Origin of the sequence: Natronomonas sp. (assembly GCF_046483325.1) — an archaeon.
Classification (GTDB): domain Archaea; phylum Halobacteriota; class Halobacteria; order Halobacteriales; family Haloarculaceae; genus Natronomonas.
Genome location: NZ_JAWODL010000041.1, coordinates 1 through 14,387 on the forward strand (window position 1 = coordinate 1; position 14,387 = coordinate 14,387).

A 14,387-nucleotide genomic window follows, 5' to 3' on the forward strand; every position below is an offset into this window, starting at 1 on the left:
ATGTCGGTTCCCTCCATCCTGCCTGTGCAGAAGCAGGCAAGGGTGAGGTTGTTCGCCTATTAAAGGAGGTCGTGAGCTGGGTTTAGACCGTCGTGAGACAGGTCGGCTGCTATCTACTGGGTGTGTTTGACGCTTGACAGGAACGACCGTATAGTACGAGAGGAACTACGGTTGGGTGCCACTGGTTTACCAGTTGTCCGAGAGGGCACTGCTGGGCAGCTACGCACCACGGGGTAACGGCTGAATGCATCTAAGCCGGAAACCCACCTGGAAAAGAAGCGTCGCCGAGGTCTCTCGTAGAAGACGAGTTCGATAGACTCGGGGTGTACGCGTCGAGGCAACGAGACGTTCAGCCCGCGAGTACTAACCGACCGAAGCCACCAATCTTGATTGCTCCGCCCGATGAAGCGGGTCCGGGCGTAAACTGGATCGCATGTATATTACGGTAACACCACCGGTAGCGGTATACCATCGTGGTTCGACTCCACGAGCCGGCGTTAAGGCGGCCAAAGCGGCGGGGCCACTCCCGTACCCATCCCGAACACGGAAGATAAGCCCGCCAGCGTTCCAGGGAGTACTGGAGTGCGCGAGCCTCTGGGAAATCCGGTTCGCCGCCTGCCACTCATTCAACCCCCGCACAGGGATGCTGTGCGGGGGTTTTGTATTTTCATGTGGCGAGTGACGACGTCGCTGCGGGGCGGTGAGAAGCGACCGCTACGCTTAAAACGCCGTCTCCGCTATCTGTAGACGCGCCAAGGTGGCAGAGTCTGGCCTTACGCGGTTGCCTGCAGAGCAGCTACACGCCGGTTCAAATCCGGCCCTTGGCTTTCTTACGACGGTCGAACCGTAGCAATGGGTCCCTCGCACACGGGGTTTAGTAATGTAAAAAGCGGTGGGAATTCTCGCTCAGTCGATCCGAACGGGTCGGACGCAGTCGAGGACGACCCCTGTCCCGCCGGTCTCGAACTGCTCGGCGACGGAGACCGGTTCGACCGCGGCGATCCACTCCTCGAAGGCGCCGATGCCGTCGTGGTACTCGACGACGGGGGGATGAAAGAGGAACGGACTGTCCCCATTCGCGTTCTCGCGGAGTTTCGCCATCACGTCTTCTGGCGGACTCTCGGGCAAAAGCGCGATGTCGAACGGCGTTACCGGTGGTCTGATGTCGACGCTGTCGGACGCTCGATCCGCTGATCCGAGCACCCACTCGAAACCGACGTCTTCGATGGATCGTACCGATCCCTCACTGAGCGTGAGGAAGGGCACAAAAAAGCCGTCGGGCGAGACTCCGGTGGCGTCTTCGATGGCGGCCAACCCTGTGGTGATGGCGTCGTGGGCGTCGTCGTAAGAAAGATCGGCGTAGGTGTGGTGGCGGTGGGAGTGAAACGCGATCTCGTGGCCGTCGGCGTCGAGCGTTTCTATGATCGCCGCGTGTTCGTCGGCGTCGCGTCCGAGGAAGGCGAAACTCCCCGACGCATCGTTATCCGTGAGCATCGCCGATTGCGCCTCGAAGTCCTCCAGTTCGTATTCGGCGACGCAGAACCACGCTTTCCACCGGTCTTTTTCGGGTAGTTCACCGTCGGTAAAGAGGCTCAGCCAGGTTTCGAACTCGCGTACTGTCGGTGTCTCTGCTTTACGCATGTTCTGTCCCCTTTCATCGATACTCAATTAACGCTTTCGCAAATCGCGGTTTTCACGGCCTCTACGGACGACTTAGCTCCATATGGGTGGGTATATATCCTCTAGCGTACTACCGGCGAGGAGATGCACGCAGTACGTTTTCACGAGTTTGGGAAGTCCATCGACATGTATCAGGTCGATGAGATCGACCGTCCGGGGCCTCGCGACGATGAGGTTTTAATCGAAATAAGCGCGTCGAGCGTGAACCCGGCCGACACGTACATGACCGAAGGGATGTACGCGCCGCCGGAACTCCCTTGGGTCCCCGGTATCGACTTCGCGGGTGAGGTCGTCGAGGTCGGCGATCGCGTCGGTGAACCCGATGCGGCAGGTCAGGCGGACCATTTCGAGGCCGGAGACCGCGTCTTCGGAACCGGCGCGGCGAAGTTCGTCCACGGCGGATACCAGGAATACGCGGCGATCCCGGCGTCGCGGGTCGTCCATCTCCCGGACAACATGGATCTGATCTCGGCAGGTGGCGTTGGCTGCGCAGCCGTGACCGCCTGGTTGTGTCTCATCGATTTTGCGGGACTCCAAGTCTCCGAGCAGTGTCTCATTCACGGCGCCAGCGGCGGCGTTGGCCACACCGCTGTTCAGATCGCCGCCGCCGCCGGCGCGCACGTCGTCGCCACCGCGTCACCGAAGAACCACGATCGGGTCCGCGAACTGGGCGCCGATGTAGTCCTCGATTACGCGCGCGACGATCTCGCCGACGCGATCATCGAGGCGTCCGGTGGCGGTGTTGACGTCATTCTCGACCACCGTCTCGACGAGTACCTCGACCTCGACGCCGAGGTCGCCAATATGGAAGCCCGTGTCATGGGCATCGGCGAGGCCGAAATGGACCCCCCTGTCGGGGTTGCGGCGTCATCGTCGCCGCGTCTGAAGAACCTGACGGTGAAGTTCATGAAGATGTTCAACACGCCCGATCTGAAACCCCCGCTGGAGGGGATCGCCGGGATGATCGAACGCGACGAGTTCGTCGTCGATGTCGCTCGCGAATACCCCCTCGAAGAGGCCGGACAGGCCCACCACGACGTGATGGCGGACAGTTTCTTCGGGAAGCTCATCGTTCGTCCCTGAACCGCGCTCACGTGTCTTTCGCAGGTGGGTGTGGAAAAAATACGTCGATCCGCCCGAACCCCCCCCACACGTGGGTCCTCTCGGTCTGATCTCCGCTGCGATTCTACTGTCGAGTTACACGTCGAGCGTATCGCGAACCCGCGGAACGACCTCGTCGAGTCCCAACGCGACGATGCCAGCGTACAGCGCGACCGCACCCATGACCGATAGCCAGATCGCAAAGTGCATGTTACCGGCCGCGAGGTATTCGACGCTCGTCAGTTCGGCGAGGACTCCGGCGACGGTGAATCCAGCCGCGATGACCGCGTAGACGAGCAGTTCGACGATCGGTGCGAGGAGCTCTTTCATACCGTCGATACGACTATTGGCGTATAAAAAACTGCCGGCAGCGTTACGCGCCGACTTCGACGACGAAGTCCGACTGTACCCACATCTCCGGATCTTCCCGGTCGTAGATGACGACCTCGCCGTTGTCGAGCGAAAGGTGTGCATACCGTTCGGAGTCAAGCGGCGTCTCTGGCGGTTCGGTCGATGATCCGGGCGATTCGTCCGTATCGGAGGGTGCGTCACTCATTAGCATATGTACCCTGGCGGTGGATGGGTATAAGCGTTCGGTCGCCGGATGCCGACCAGTATATGTTGTATTATGGGGATAATACTGACAAAAGGGGTAACCGTCGGACCGCTGGATCTCGGTCGATGGTAACCGCTCTCGACCCGTCCGATCGAACCGTTCTGGGTGGCTTTCTCGATACCGTGCCGACGTCGATCGAGACCGACTCGTTGCCACCGACGTATCGATCCGCCACCTGTCGTATCAAACGGACTGGATCCACCGAGGACCAACGTTCATACGGACGCCGTTCGAGGTTCCGATATGGCCGACAGAACGATCTTCGAACGAATTATCGACGGGGCTCTTCCCGCGACCATCGTCCTCGAGACCGAGCGCGCAGCGGCCTTCCTCGATGCGAACCCCCTCGCGCCCGGGCACACGCTCGTCGTCCCGAGAGAGCCGTACGAACGACTTCGTGATGCCCCAGCCGAAGTGTCCTCCAGCCTCTTCGAGGCGGTTCGAACGCTCGCACCTGCCGTCGAGGATGCCGTCGACGCCGACGCCACCACCATCGGACTCAACGATGGTACTGCGGCCGGACAGGAGGTCCCACACCTTCACGTCCACATCATTCCTCGTTTCGAGGGTGACGGCGGCGGTTCGATCCACACCGCGATGGGTTCGCGGCCGGATCTATCGGACGAGGAGATGATCGACATCGGCGATCGGATCGCGGCACACATCGAGTGAGGCGATTGGGTGGATCGTCGAGAGCAGTACGCTTTTATCCGACACCGACCGGACCGTACGTATGTCAACGACGGTTGCGCTCGTCGGCGCCGCTGGCGGCGTCGGAACGACACGTTTGACGCTCGAATTCGGTCGACTGCTGGCGGGCAACGGGACCGATACGGCGATTCTCGACGCATCCTACGGGACCCAGGGGTTGTCGGATCGAATCTCCGGTCGAATCGACCCGGACATAACGACGCTCTGTCTCCAGGAGATCCCGCTCGGGGAAGGACTCATCGACCTCTCGCTACAGGGGGCGGGACGATTGGCCGTCTGTCCGGCGTACGCACCGTTCGAACGTCTCGCACGGGCGAAGGCCGCCGACGCCGCCGAGCGGTTCGGTGAACTAATCGATGAGGCCGGTCGACACTTCGAGTGCGTACTCGTCGATACGCCGCCGGTGGCGACGAATCCGGCCGTCGCGGCCGTCACCACGGCCGATACGGTCGCGATCGTCTGCGATGGCTCTCGGGCCGAGTCGGCCATCCCACGAACTGCGGACCGGTTGGCCGATCTCGGAACGTCGTCGTCGGCGACGTTCGTTACGCGGACGGCCGACCACTCGGATGCCGACGTTGCGCTCCCCCCGTTCGATTCGGAATCGATCGCGACTGAGTTGAATACACCCGCTTACGAGGCTGTCGCCAACGCGGTCGAACGGATAACTGACGTGTCGATCGAGCGTCCGGAATCGGGGGGACTCCTCGACGGAATTTCGTTTAAATAAGGTCGCTGAGATCGCTTCTGGCCTCCGACAGCGGATCTTCGTTGTCGAGCGAACAGGCGTCGGCGATCGCGGATCCAGCGTCCTCGATCGGTTCGTGCGTAGCGACGTACGCCCCGAGTGCGAACTCGTCGTCTCCGAGGCCGGCCAGCGTCCGCGCGTCAGTTCGCGATAGCTCGCCGGCGAGCCAATCGTCCAAAACCCGTTTCGCCGTCGGGGTCAGCGGATCGATCGGCTCCCCGAGGAGGTACAGCGTCTTGGCCGCGGTCGTCTTCGGCACGGTCGCGACGGCAGCCGCGCGACCGACGCTCGCCCCTCCCGTGTAGGCTTCGACGACCGCGGCCGCGTGTTCGGGCGAACAGGGAAGCCGATTTTCGAACGCGACGAGCCGCTCCCGAAGCGGTGCGTCGGTTCCGTCCGCCGTCGCCACCCCTCGGTCGCGCTGCTCGGTCGTGACTTCGATGCCGGCGGCGATCTCCGAGAGCGTCATAGATACCAATGGTATGTACTAGTTGATAAATGCCGGGGTGTTTCGGGACGTCCTCGGTGATCCGCCGGGTGGAGCGTACCGGTAACCGATACGCTTTTGCGGGCTTTTTTCGCCGTTTCCGGCTTCGACGCTCCGTTTTTAAAGTACCGTTGTGCCGAAGTATCACATGTGATGAGTACGACGACACGACAGACCTGCCCGGAGTGCGGCGGTCGGCTTCGAAGTGCACGTTCGGAGACCGTCTGCAGCGACTGCGGCCTCGTTGTCTCCGAGGACGAACTGGATCGCGGTCCCGAGTGGCGATCGTTCGCCGACGACGAGACGAACCCTGAGCGGTGCGGCGCCCCGTTGACCCGCTCGCGTCACGACCGAGGGCTCTCAACCGAGATCGGGCGATCGACGCGTCTCAAGGGTCGAAAGCGACGACAGCTCGCTCGCATGCGCAAACAGCACAATCGAGCGCGGATCTCTTCGAAACGCGACCGGAATCAGGTCTACGGCTTCACCGAGATCCGGCGGCTCACGGGACAGTTGGAGCTCCCCGAAACGGTTCGCGATCGCGCATGCGTCCTGTTCGAGTCCGCACAGGACGCTGACCTGCTCCAAGGCCGCTGTATCGAGGGGTTCGCCGCGGCGGCGGTGTACGCCGTCTGCCGGACCGCGTCGGTGTCGCGGACGCTTGAGGAGATCGTCGCCGTCGCGAGCGCTGACGATGCCGAACTCAAGGTCGCATACGACGCGCTGAACCGCGATCTCAACCTCCCCATCGGTCCGATCGATCCCACCGAGTACCTCGCGCGCTTCGCCTCGAAGCTCGACGTGCCGAGCGACGTCGAACGAACCGCGCGACGGTTGGCGACCGACGCCCACGAGTCCGGACTCACCATGGGCCGGAATCCCAGCGGTGTCGCCGCCGCTTGCCTGTACACGGCTGCACGCGAGATGGGCCACGACCTCACACAGAAAGCCGCTGCGGACGTCGCGGACGTTTCGGCTGTCACGGTCCGGAACACCTATCAAGATCTGCGGCAGTGAACGCGTTCGTAAGCATTAGGGCGGGACGCATCGAACGAACTCCCATGAGCGACACCGACGACGAAGAGGAGGGACCTGCGGTTCCGCTCGGCGAGGGCGAATCCGTCGAGGGCGCGCCGCTCGCACGGGTGGCCTCGCGACTTCATTACGCCATCGGCAAGAGCGACATCGTCCGACGCGAGGGTGACACGGTCATTCGGACGCCCGACGGCCCCCGCAAACTGGCGTCGGTACTCGAAGAGACCGACGAAGTGTACTTCGACACCAGACGGGCCTTTGAAGCGGCCGTTCGAGACGTCATCGGAGTTGGTCCGGTCCCAGCGGCTGACGAGTAGCGACGTTCGTCGACCGCGTTCTTGTCCGTCGCACGATGCCCTTGAGCGGCGTCTCCCCCGATATTTGTCGGATCGGGACTATTACCCCCGGTCGACATACAACCAGTATCACGTGACATTGTCATTATTTGTCATATGTCTATTTACACTGAGTCTTATGCGAACTATTAACCTATAGCGCTGCTTTGTGTGAATATCGAACATTTCTTAGAAGGGTTTATACTGTATAAAAACCAAGTTAGTGGACATGGTGGATTCATCAGACATCGACCGTCGTCGCGTACTGAAAGGAATGGGCGCCGTCGGGATCGCGAGTCTCGCCGGCTGTACGGGTAACGGTGACGGCAACGGTGACGGGGATGGGAACGGGAACGGGAACGGGAACGGGAACGGGAACGGTGACGGCAACGGTGACGGCAACGGTGACGGCAACGGGAACGGCGACGAACCCGCCGCGATCATCAACTGGCACGCGGGCGGAACGGGTGGTACCTACTTCCCGCTCTCCGGCGAGTTCGAGACGATCGTCGAGGACGTCACAGACTACGATCTGCAGGTGTCCTCGACCGGCGCGAGCGTCGAGAACGTGGGCAGCCTCGGCAGCGGTGACGCCGACTTCGCGCTCATCCAAAACGACATCGCCTACTTCGCGAAGAACGGCACCGGGCTGGAGGCCTTCGAGGGGAACCCGATCGAGAATCTCGCGGGCGTCGCGACGCTGTATCCAGAGACGATTCACATCGTCACGCGACCGGACGCCGATATCGAATCGGTAGCCGACCTCGAGGGACAGCGAGTCAACACCGGTGACCTCGGAAGCGGAACGCAGGTCAACGCTCTGCAGATCCTCGAATCCGTCGCCGGACTCACCCCGGACGACTTCGACGAGCAGAACACGGACTTCACCCAGGCCGCCGACCAGATCCGTGACGGCGACATCGAGGCGGCGTTCGTCGTCGGCGGTTGGCCGGTCGGTGCGGTCGAGGAACTCGCGACGACGAACGATATCGCCATGCTGAACCTCACCGACGACGAGCGGGCTGCCGCCCGCGAGGACGCCTCGTGGTTCGCGGACGACACCATTCCGGCCGGCACGTACGAGGGCGTCGACGAGGACGTCAACACCGTCTCCGTGCAGGCGATGATCGCGACCCGCGAGGAGTACGACGCCGACATCGTCGAGGAGGTCACCGCCGCGATCTTCGACAACACCGACCGACTCACTATCAAGGAGGACTTCATCGGCGCCGACACGGCGCAGGACGGCATGTCTATCGACCTCCACGAGGGTGCCGCAAGCTACTTCGAGTAGCGTGAACCTCCGGTTCTCGACCATAGCAGTCGCCGTCTCGGTCGTCTGCGTGGTCGCCGTCGCCGCAACCGTTTTCGCCGGCACCACGACCCTCGTCGTCAGCGATGGCAACGGAACCGACCTCGCTATGTTTCCCGTCCACGACGGCTCGGAGGTCACGATCGAGTACACCCACAGCGTCGAAAAGACGCTCGTGAGTGACGTCTATCGCGTCTCCGATGGCGCTCTCGTCGACGATCGCATGCTTTTCAGCTCCTTCGGTGCGGGACTCCCCTCGGAGGCCGACGTCGAACGCGAGGACGACAGATACGTATACTACCCGCCGGAACAGCGGTACGAACGGCTATCCGTCTCGACAGGGCCGGTGGCCGACCACGACCTCATCGTCGACGGAGAACGCCACGACCTCCACGCGTTGGCCGACGACGGGACGGTGCAGTTCCGGATCGAGTCAAGCCCCCGATTCGCACATGTCACCTGACCCAACCGACGACTCGCCTGTTGACGACGACCGGACGACCGATCCAGACGCCGTCGACGGTGATCCGGACGAACTGTACGACGAAATCGATCGAAAACGAACGCTCCGTGGCTGGACCGTAGTCGCCGTCGCGATCGTCGGCATTCTCTTTTCTATCTTTCAGATGTGGCTCGCCGCCCGTGGGTTCACCTTCGAGGTGACGCTCCCGTGGATCGGAACGTACCGGATCGCTTCGCTGCAGAACCTTCAGGTCAGGGCGATTCACGTCACCTTTGCACTCGTCCTCGCATTCCTCATGTATCCCGGTTCGGACGGGGAGGGGCCGCTCGCACGGCTGCTCGACCCGATCCCGCGTGCCGCCCGTTCCCGTCTCGGCGACCATCCGCTGACACGCGCCGTCGAGGGACTTCGCTCGACGGTTCGGTGGTTCTTCGTCGACGAAGATAGCGACCGAGTGACGCCGGCCGATCTCGTGCTCATTCTGTTGACCCTTCTGCCGACCATCTACTACTTTCGACACTTCGACGAGGTCCGAAACGTCGTTCGGATTCGTGGACTTCGGGGAGCGGCCCCGCTGGGCGACCTCTATCCGGCGCTCGAACCGATCGCGGTCGGCCCCCTCGCGACTTGGCCGGTCGCGTACCTCATGGGCATCCTCGCCATCCTCCTCGTCTTGGAGGCCACCAGGCGATCGCTCGGCGTGTTGCTCATGGGGCTCGTCTCGACGTTCATCCTCTACGGACGCTACGGCTACCTCATCCCGCGCGACGCGCCGGGAATCGGCATCCTCTCGACGAGCGAACTCCGATGGGATCAGATCGTCCAGAACCTCTGGTACACCGTCGAGGGAATCCTCGGCACCCCTGTCTCCGTCAGCGTTCGGTTCATTTACATCTTCATCCTCTTCGGCGCGTTCCTCGAGATGTCGGGTGCCGGCAAGTGGTTTATCGACCTGGCGTACTCGCTGACTGGGACCCGAAAGGGCGGCCCCGCGAAGGCGAGCGTCGTCTCCTCGGGTTTCATGGGTATGCTTTCGGGATCGTCGGTCGCGAACACCGTCACGACCGGCGCGCTGACGATCCCGCTGATGAAGCGATCGGGTTACTCTTCGGAGTTCGCCGGCGCGGTCGAATCGTCGGTGTCCTCCGGTGGGCAGATCCTGCCACCGGTGATGGGAGCCGCCGCGTTCCTGATCGTCGAGTTCACTGGGACACCCTTCCGGGACGTCATCATCGCCGCGACGCTGCCGGCGCTCATGTTCTTTTTCGGTATGTGGGTGATGGTTCACTTCGAGGCGGCCAAACACGGCATCGGCGGTCTCGACCGCTCGGAGCTACTCGATCTCGGTCCGCACATGAAACGCGGGTGGTTCTACCTCGTCCCGCTCGGTCTCCTGTTGTACTACATCGTCGTCGCGCGGCTCTCGATCGGCCGAGCCGGCTGGCTCACGATCCTCGCGACCGTCTCGTTGATCGCCGTTGTCGCCGCCTACGACGAGCGAACCGGGCCGTACGTTGTCGGTGCGATCGCAGCGCTTTTCACCGCCACTGCCGCCTCCCTGTACCTGTTCGGCGTGTCCCCGATCGGTCTCATAATGGGCGCCGGAGCCGTCGAACTCGACCCGATGGCCGCACTCCGCGAGGCGCTCTCCTCGCTCGTGTTCGTTCTCATCGCTGTCGGCGTCGCGATGCTTCTGATTCGTCCGGGCGGTGAGGCACCGCTTTTGGAACTCGACGACACGGTGAACGACGCGGCGGGATTCGTCGACGACCGCCTCGATCGGGAGTTCGCGACGACGCGTGCCGGGCTTTTCGCCTCCTTTTTCTTCAAGTCGCTGGACAACGGGGCGCGAACGGCGACGGTCGTCGTCGTGGCCGTCGCCGCGGCCGGGATCATCCCCGGCATCATCGGCGTGACCGGGTTGGCCGGGAGCCTCCGGAGCCTGATCCTCACCGTCAGCGGCGGCTCGCTCGTTCTGTTGCTCATCTTGGCCGGTATCTCGTCGATCATCGTCGGCATGGGCATGCCGACGACCGTCATGTACATCGTAATCATCGTGCTGTTGGGGCCGACGCTCGACACGTTCGGCATCGCGGTGCTCGCGACGCACCTGTTCGTGCTGTATCTGGGCCTCATGGCGGACGTGACGCCTCCGGTCGGAGTCGCCGCCTTCGCCGCCGCGGGAATCGCCAAATCCGAGCCGATACAGACGTGCGTGCAGGCGTTCTTGCTCTCGTTGAACAAGATCCTCGTCCCGTTCGCGTTCATTTTCGCGCCCGGCATCTTGTTAATTCGCGATTGGGACGCCGAGGCCGGCGACCTGACGCTCGCCGGCTGGAGCGACGTCGCCGACCTCGGGTTCTTCGTCCCCGAGGTGTTGATCCCCGTCGTCGCCGTCTTCGTCGGCGTCTACGGACTCGCGATCTCGATCATCGGCTACTACCGGACGTACGTTTCCCGACTGGCCCGCGTCGGCTTCGGGGTCAGCGCGGTGTTGCTCTCGGTCCCCGGTATGCTCTTGATGCCGGCGGGTACCGCGCTGGGACTCGCTGGGATCGACGTGACGCTCTTCACGCCGACGATCGATCTCGGCGTTCGGGGTGTCGGTGGGGCGATCTTCGCCGCCTTGATGATCAGAAACATACGACGGGCGGCTCGTGAAGACGAAGGGACGCCGACGACCGAAGAAGTCCCGGCCTGACTGACGCTCGGTGACCGTCGCGACAGTCGACCGCCGGAACCCTTTCGCTCCGGGGGGTCGAGTACCCCCCATGGACCTCGAACGGTTCTTTCACGTCGCGATCAAGACGGACGACCTCGAAGCGAGCACCGCGTTCTACCGTGATGCCCTCGGCGGCGACCTGTTGGAGTCGGGTGACGCCGGCGACGGCTCCGAGTACGTCGCGCTGTCGGTCGCCGACAAGCGTGTCTACTGTTTCGAGCGGCCGCCCTACGAGATCGACGGCCTCGTAGACGACGTGCCGCTGGGCGTGTTGCACTTCGGCTTCGTCGTCCCCGATGTCGACGCCGCCATCGAAACGCTCGACGCCGCCGGCACGGAACTGTTCATGACGCCCGAGACGTTCGGCGACCTCCGGATCGCGTTCGTCTACGGTCCCGCCGGCGAACTCGTCGAGTTCATCGAGGAGCGATGATCCGACGCTCCGAACCCGTCACGCTTTAGCGCTCGGCACTCGCCGATGCGAACATGGCTTCGGGTATCGTCGGGGATTTCTTTGAGTTGAAGGCCGAAAGCGGAGCCGATCTGCTGGCGATGCAGATGGGCGATTTCTACGAGTTCTTCGGCGAGGACGCGGAACTGGTCGGCGAGGAACTCGAGTTGAAAGTCTCCGAGCGTACCTCGGGAGGCGACCCTTACGCGATGGCGGGCGTCCCGGTCGACGATCTCACGCCGTACGTGAAAGCGCTCGCCGAGCGCGGCTACCGGATCGCGGTCGCCGACCAACGCGAGGTCGACGGCGAGATCTCACGCGAGATCGTCCGGATCGTCACGCCCGGGACACTTCTCGAAACCGACGACGAGAGCGCACAGTATCTCGCGAGCGTCGCGGTCGACGGGAACGACTACGGACTCGCCGTCTGTGACGTGACGACCGGCCGGTTCCGCGCGACGACGCTGTCGGGCGACCGCGCTGCGGACCGGACGCTGACGGAACTGTACCGGTTCGATCCGGTCGAGGTGTTACCGGGACCGACCGTGCGCGAACACGACGACTTTCTCACGGCGGTTCGCGAGGAACTGCACACGCGGTTGACCCTCCACGAGACGGAGGCGTTCGCGCCGGGGCGGGCCAGACATCGACTCACCGAACTGTTCGGTGACGCCGTCGAAACGGTCGGACTCTCGGATATCTCGATCGCGGCGGCCGGGGCGGCGATCGATTACATCGACGAGACCGGCGTGGGCGCGCTCGCCTCCGTGACCCGGATCGGCGCGTACGCCCCCGACGATCACGTTTCGATCGATGCGACGACGCAGCGAAACCTCGAACTCACCGATCCGATGACGGCGGGCGGGCAGACCCTCTTCGAGACGATCGACCACACCGAGACGAGCGCCGGCGGCCGACTGCTCAAGGAGTGGCTCACGCGACCGCTTCGTCGACCGGACGTGCTCCGAACCCGACAGGCCGCCGTCGACGCGTTGCTCGGGGACGCGCTGGTTCGCGAGGGGATCATCGAGACGCTCGCCGAGGCCTACGACATCGAGCGGGCCGCCTCCCGGACGGTTTCGGGGAGCGCCGACGCCGACGCCTTGCTTCGCGTCCGCGAGACGCTCGCGCTGGTTCCCGATCTCCGCGAGCGTATCGACGGCTCGCCGGAACTCGCCGATTCGCCGGTCGCCGGGCTGTTCGCGGACCTCGATCGGGCCGCGATCGATGACCTTCGGACGGAACTCGATGCCTTAGCCGACGACCCGCCAAAAACGCTCCACGAGGGCGGGCTGATCGAACGCGGCTACGACGACGACCTCGACGACCTCGTCGCGCGCCACGAGTCCGCACTGGAGTGGTTCGAGACGCTCGAAGCGCGCGAAAAGCGACGACACGACCTCTCGAGACTGACCGTCAGCCGGAACAAGACCGACGGCTACTACGTCCAGGTCGGCAAGTCCGAGTCCGACGCTGTCCCCGGCGCCTACGAGGGTATCAAGACGCTGAAAAACGCCGAACGGTACGTCTTCGACGAGTTACGGGAGAAGGAACGGCAGATCCTCCGATTGGAAGACGAACGCGGTGAGCGCGAGTACGAGGCGTTCTGCCGGCTTCGCGATACGGTCGCCGAACGGGCCGACCTGCTCGGCGCGATCGGGGGCGCGCTCGCGGAGCTCGACGCCCACTGCTCGCTCGCGACCCACGCCGCACGACAGGGTTGGACGCGCCCCGAACTGACCGACGAGCGCGTGCTCGACGTCGAGGCCGGTCGCCACCCCGTCGTCGAGACCGACACCCAGTTCGTCCCGAACGATCTGTACCTCGACCGCGACCGGCGCTTTCTGCTCGTCACCGGCCCCAACATGTCCGGGAAGTCGACCTACATGCGGCAGGCGGCGCTCGTCACGCTGCTCGCCCAGGTCGGCTCGTTCGTCCCCGCGACGTCCGCTCGCGTCGGACTCGTCGACGGGATCTACACGCGCGTCGGCGCGCTCGACGAACTCGCCGGCGGGCGCTCGACGTTCATGGTCGAGATGGAGGAGCTCTCAAACATCCTCCACTCGGCCACCGAGGACTCGCTCGTCATCCTCGACGAGGTCGGCCGGGGGACGGCGACCTACGACGGCATCTCGATCGCGTGGGCGGCGACGGAGTACCTGCACAACGAGATCGGCGCGTTCACGCTCTTTGCGACGCACTACCACGAACTGACCGCGCTCGCCGACGAGTTGCCCCGCGTCGAGAACGTCCACGTCGCCGTCGCCGGGGAACCGGACGCCGAGACGCGCACCGACGCCGCCGCGGACGGGGCTGGTGAGGGCGTCACCTTCCTTCGGACGATCGAACCGGGACCGACCGACCGTTCGTACGGCGTGCACGTCGCGGATTTGGCTGGCGTTCCAGCCCCCGTTGTCGATCGTGCTGGCGACGTCCTCTCGCGACTCCGCGAGGAGCGAGCGATCGAGGCGAAAGGCGGTGACTCCGGCGAGCCCGTCCAGGCGGTGTTCGATCTGTCAAACGCCGAGTTTCGATCCGATCGTCGCGTCGAAGAGGACGCTCACGACGACGCGAAACCATCGCCCGACCCCGGCATCGAAGCCATACTCGACGAAATCCGGGGGACGTCGCTCGCCGAAACGTCCCCGGTCGAGCTCATGACCCGCGTCCAAGAGTGGCAGCGGCGGCTCGACGAGGAGTGACGCGGTCGGCTCGCCCGAGCGAAA

At 63.8% G+C, this 14,387-nt stretch carries 14 protein-coding genes, 1 tRNA gene and 2 rRNA genes; 13 read left to right on the forward strand and 4 right to left on the reverse strand.

The window, feature by feature from the left end:
- The 3 genes from R6U53_RS11620 to R6U53_RS11630 form a co-directional block, all read left to right on the forward strand.
- Positions 1–387 (forward strand): 23S ribosomal RNA (locus tag R6U53_RS11620); the annotation flags it as partial.
- A 111-nt stretch (positions 388–498) separates the two neighbouring features.
- Positions 499–620 (forward strand): 5S ribosomal RNA (gene rrf, locus R6U53_RS11625).
- Between the two features lie 131 nt (positions 621–751).
- Positions 752–827, forward strand: a tRNA-Cys gene (locus R6U53_RS11630).
- Between the two features lie 79 nt (positions 828–906).
- Here the strand turns inward: R6U53_RS11630 and R6U53_RS11635 are convergent.
- Complete coding sequence (locus tag R6U53_RS11635; RefSeq protein ID WP_410322528.1) at positions 907–1,641, reverse strand: polysaccharide deacetylase family protein; 735 nt, start codon at positions 1,639–1,641, stop codon at positions 907–909.
- A 123-nt stretch (positions 1,642–1,764) separates the two neighbouring features.
- On the opposite strand from R6U53_RS11635, the gene R6U53_RS11640 reads away from it, so the two are divergent.
- Complete coding sequence (locus R6U53_RS11640) at positions 1,765–2,763, forward strand: NADPH:quinone reductase (RefSeq protein WP_410322529.1); 999 nt, start codon at positions 1,765–1,767, stop codon at positions 2,761–2,763.
- Positions 2,764–2,877: 114 nt separating this feature from the next.
- Here R6U53_RS11640 and R6U53_RS11645 read toward each other — a convergent pair whose 3' ends face one another.
- Both R6U53_RS11645 and R6U53_RS11650 read right to left on the reverse strand, forming a co-directional pair.
- The gene (locus tag R6U53_RS11645; protein ID WP_410322530.1) at positions 2,878–3,111 is read right to left on the reverse strand and encodes a hypothetical protein; all 234 of its coding nucleotides are present in this window, start codon (positions 3,109–3,111) and stop codon (positions 2,878–2,880) included.
- A gap of 43 nt (positions 3,112–3,154) precedes the next feature.
- Positions 3,155–3,337 carry a hypothetical protein gene (locus R6U53_RS11650; protein ID WP_410322531.1) on the reverse strand — a complete coding sequence of 61 codons (183 nt, stop codon included), beginning with the start codon at positions 3,335–3,337 and terminating at the stop codon, positions 3,155–3,157.
- A gap of 303 nt (positions 3,338–3,640) precedes the next feature.
- Here R6U53_RS11650 and R6U53_RS11655 point away from each other — a divergent pair, with 303 nt between their 5' ends.
- Complete coding sequence (locus tag R6U53_RS11655) at positions 3,641–4,069, forward strand: HIT family protein (protein WP_410322532.1); 429 nt, start codon at positions 3,641–3,643, stop codon at positions 4,067–4,069.
- A gap of 61 nt (positions 4,070–4,130) precedes the next feature.
- Positions 4,131–4,838 (forward strand): ParA family protein, encoded by a 708-nt coding sequence (locus R6U53_RS11660; RefSeq protein WP_410322533.1) that lies wholly within the window; start codon positions 4,131–4,133, stop codon positions 4,836–4,838.
- Here R6U53_RS11660 and R6U53_RS11665 read toward each other — a convergent pair.
- On the reverse strand, positions 4,831–5,325 hold the full coding sequence (locus tag R6U53_RS11665; RefSeq protein ID WP_410322534.1) for a hypothetical protein: 495 nt from the start codon (positions 5,323–5,325) through the stop codon (positions 4,831–4,833). The genes R6U53_RS11660 and R6U53_RS11665 overlap by 8 nt on opposite strands.
- A 171-nt stretch (positions 5,326–5,496) precedes the next feature.
- Between R6U53_RS11665 and R6U53_RS11670 the strand changes: the two genes are divergently transcribed.
- The 7 genes from R6U53_RS11670 to mutS all read left to right on the forward strand — a co-directional run bounded on the left by R6U53_RS11670 (position 5,497) and on the right by mutS (position 14,363).
- Positions 5,497–6,360, forward strand: coding sequence for a transcription initiation factor IIB (locus tag R6U53_RS11670; protein ID WP_410322535.1), 864 nt, complete (start codon positions 5,497–5,499; stop codon positions 6,358–6,360).
- Positions 6,361–6,404: 44 nt separating this feature from the next.
- Positions 6,405–6,695, forward strand: a complete 291-nt coding sequence (locus R6U53_RS11675) for a DUF5789 family protein (protein ID WP_410322536.1) — start codon at positions 6,405–6,407, stop codon at positions 6,693–6,695.
- 247 nt (positions 6,696–6,942) lie between these two features.
- Complete coding sequence (locus R6U53_RS11680; RefSeq protein WP_410322537.1) at positions 6,943–8,007, forward strand: TAXI family TRAP transporter solute-binding subunit; 1,065 nt, start codon at positions 6,943–6,945, stop codon at positions 8,005–8,007.
- 1 nt (position 8,008) lies between these two features.
- Positions 8,009–8,488 carry a DUF1850 domain-containing protein gene (locus R6U53_RS11685; protein ID WP_410322538.1) on the forward strand — a complete coding sequence of 160 codons (480 nt, stop codon included), beginning with the start codon at positions 8,009–8,011 and terminating at the stop codon, positions 8,486–8,488.
- A complete protein-coding gene (locus R6U53_RS11690) occupies positions 8,478–11,189 on the forward strand; it encodes a TRAP transporter permease (protein WP_410322539.1) in 2,712 nt (903 codons plus the stop codon). The genes R6U53_RS11685 and R6U53_RS11690 overlap by 11 nt, the downstream gene beginning before the upstream one ends.
- Positions 11,190–11,259: 70 nt before the next feature.
- Complete coding sequence (locus tag R6U53_RS11695; RefSeq protein WP_410322540.1) at positions 11,260–11,643, forward strand: VOC family protein; 384 nt, start codon at positions 11,260–11,262, stop codon at positions 11,641–11,643.
- A gap of 53 nt (positions 11,644–11,696) precedes the next feature.
- Positions 11,697–14,363 (forward strand): DNA mismatch repair protein MutS, encoded by a 2,667-nt coding sequence (gene mutS / locus R6U53_RS11700; RefSeq protein WP_410322541.1) that lies wholly within the window; start codon positions 11,697–11,699, stop codon positions 14,361–14,363.
- Positions 14,364–14,387: the final 24 nt, after the last annotated feature.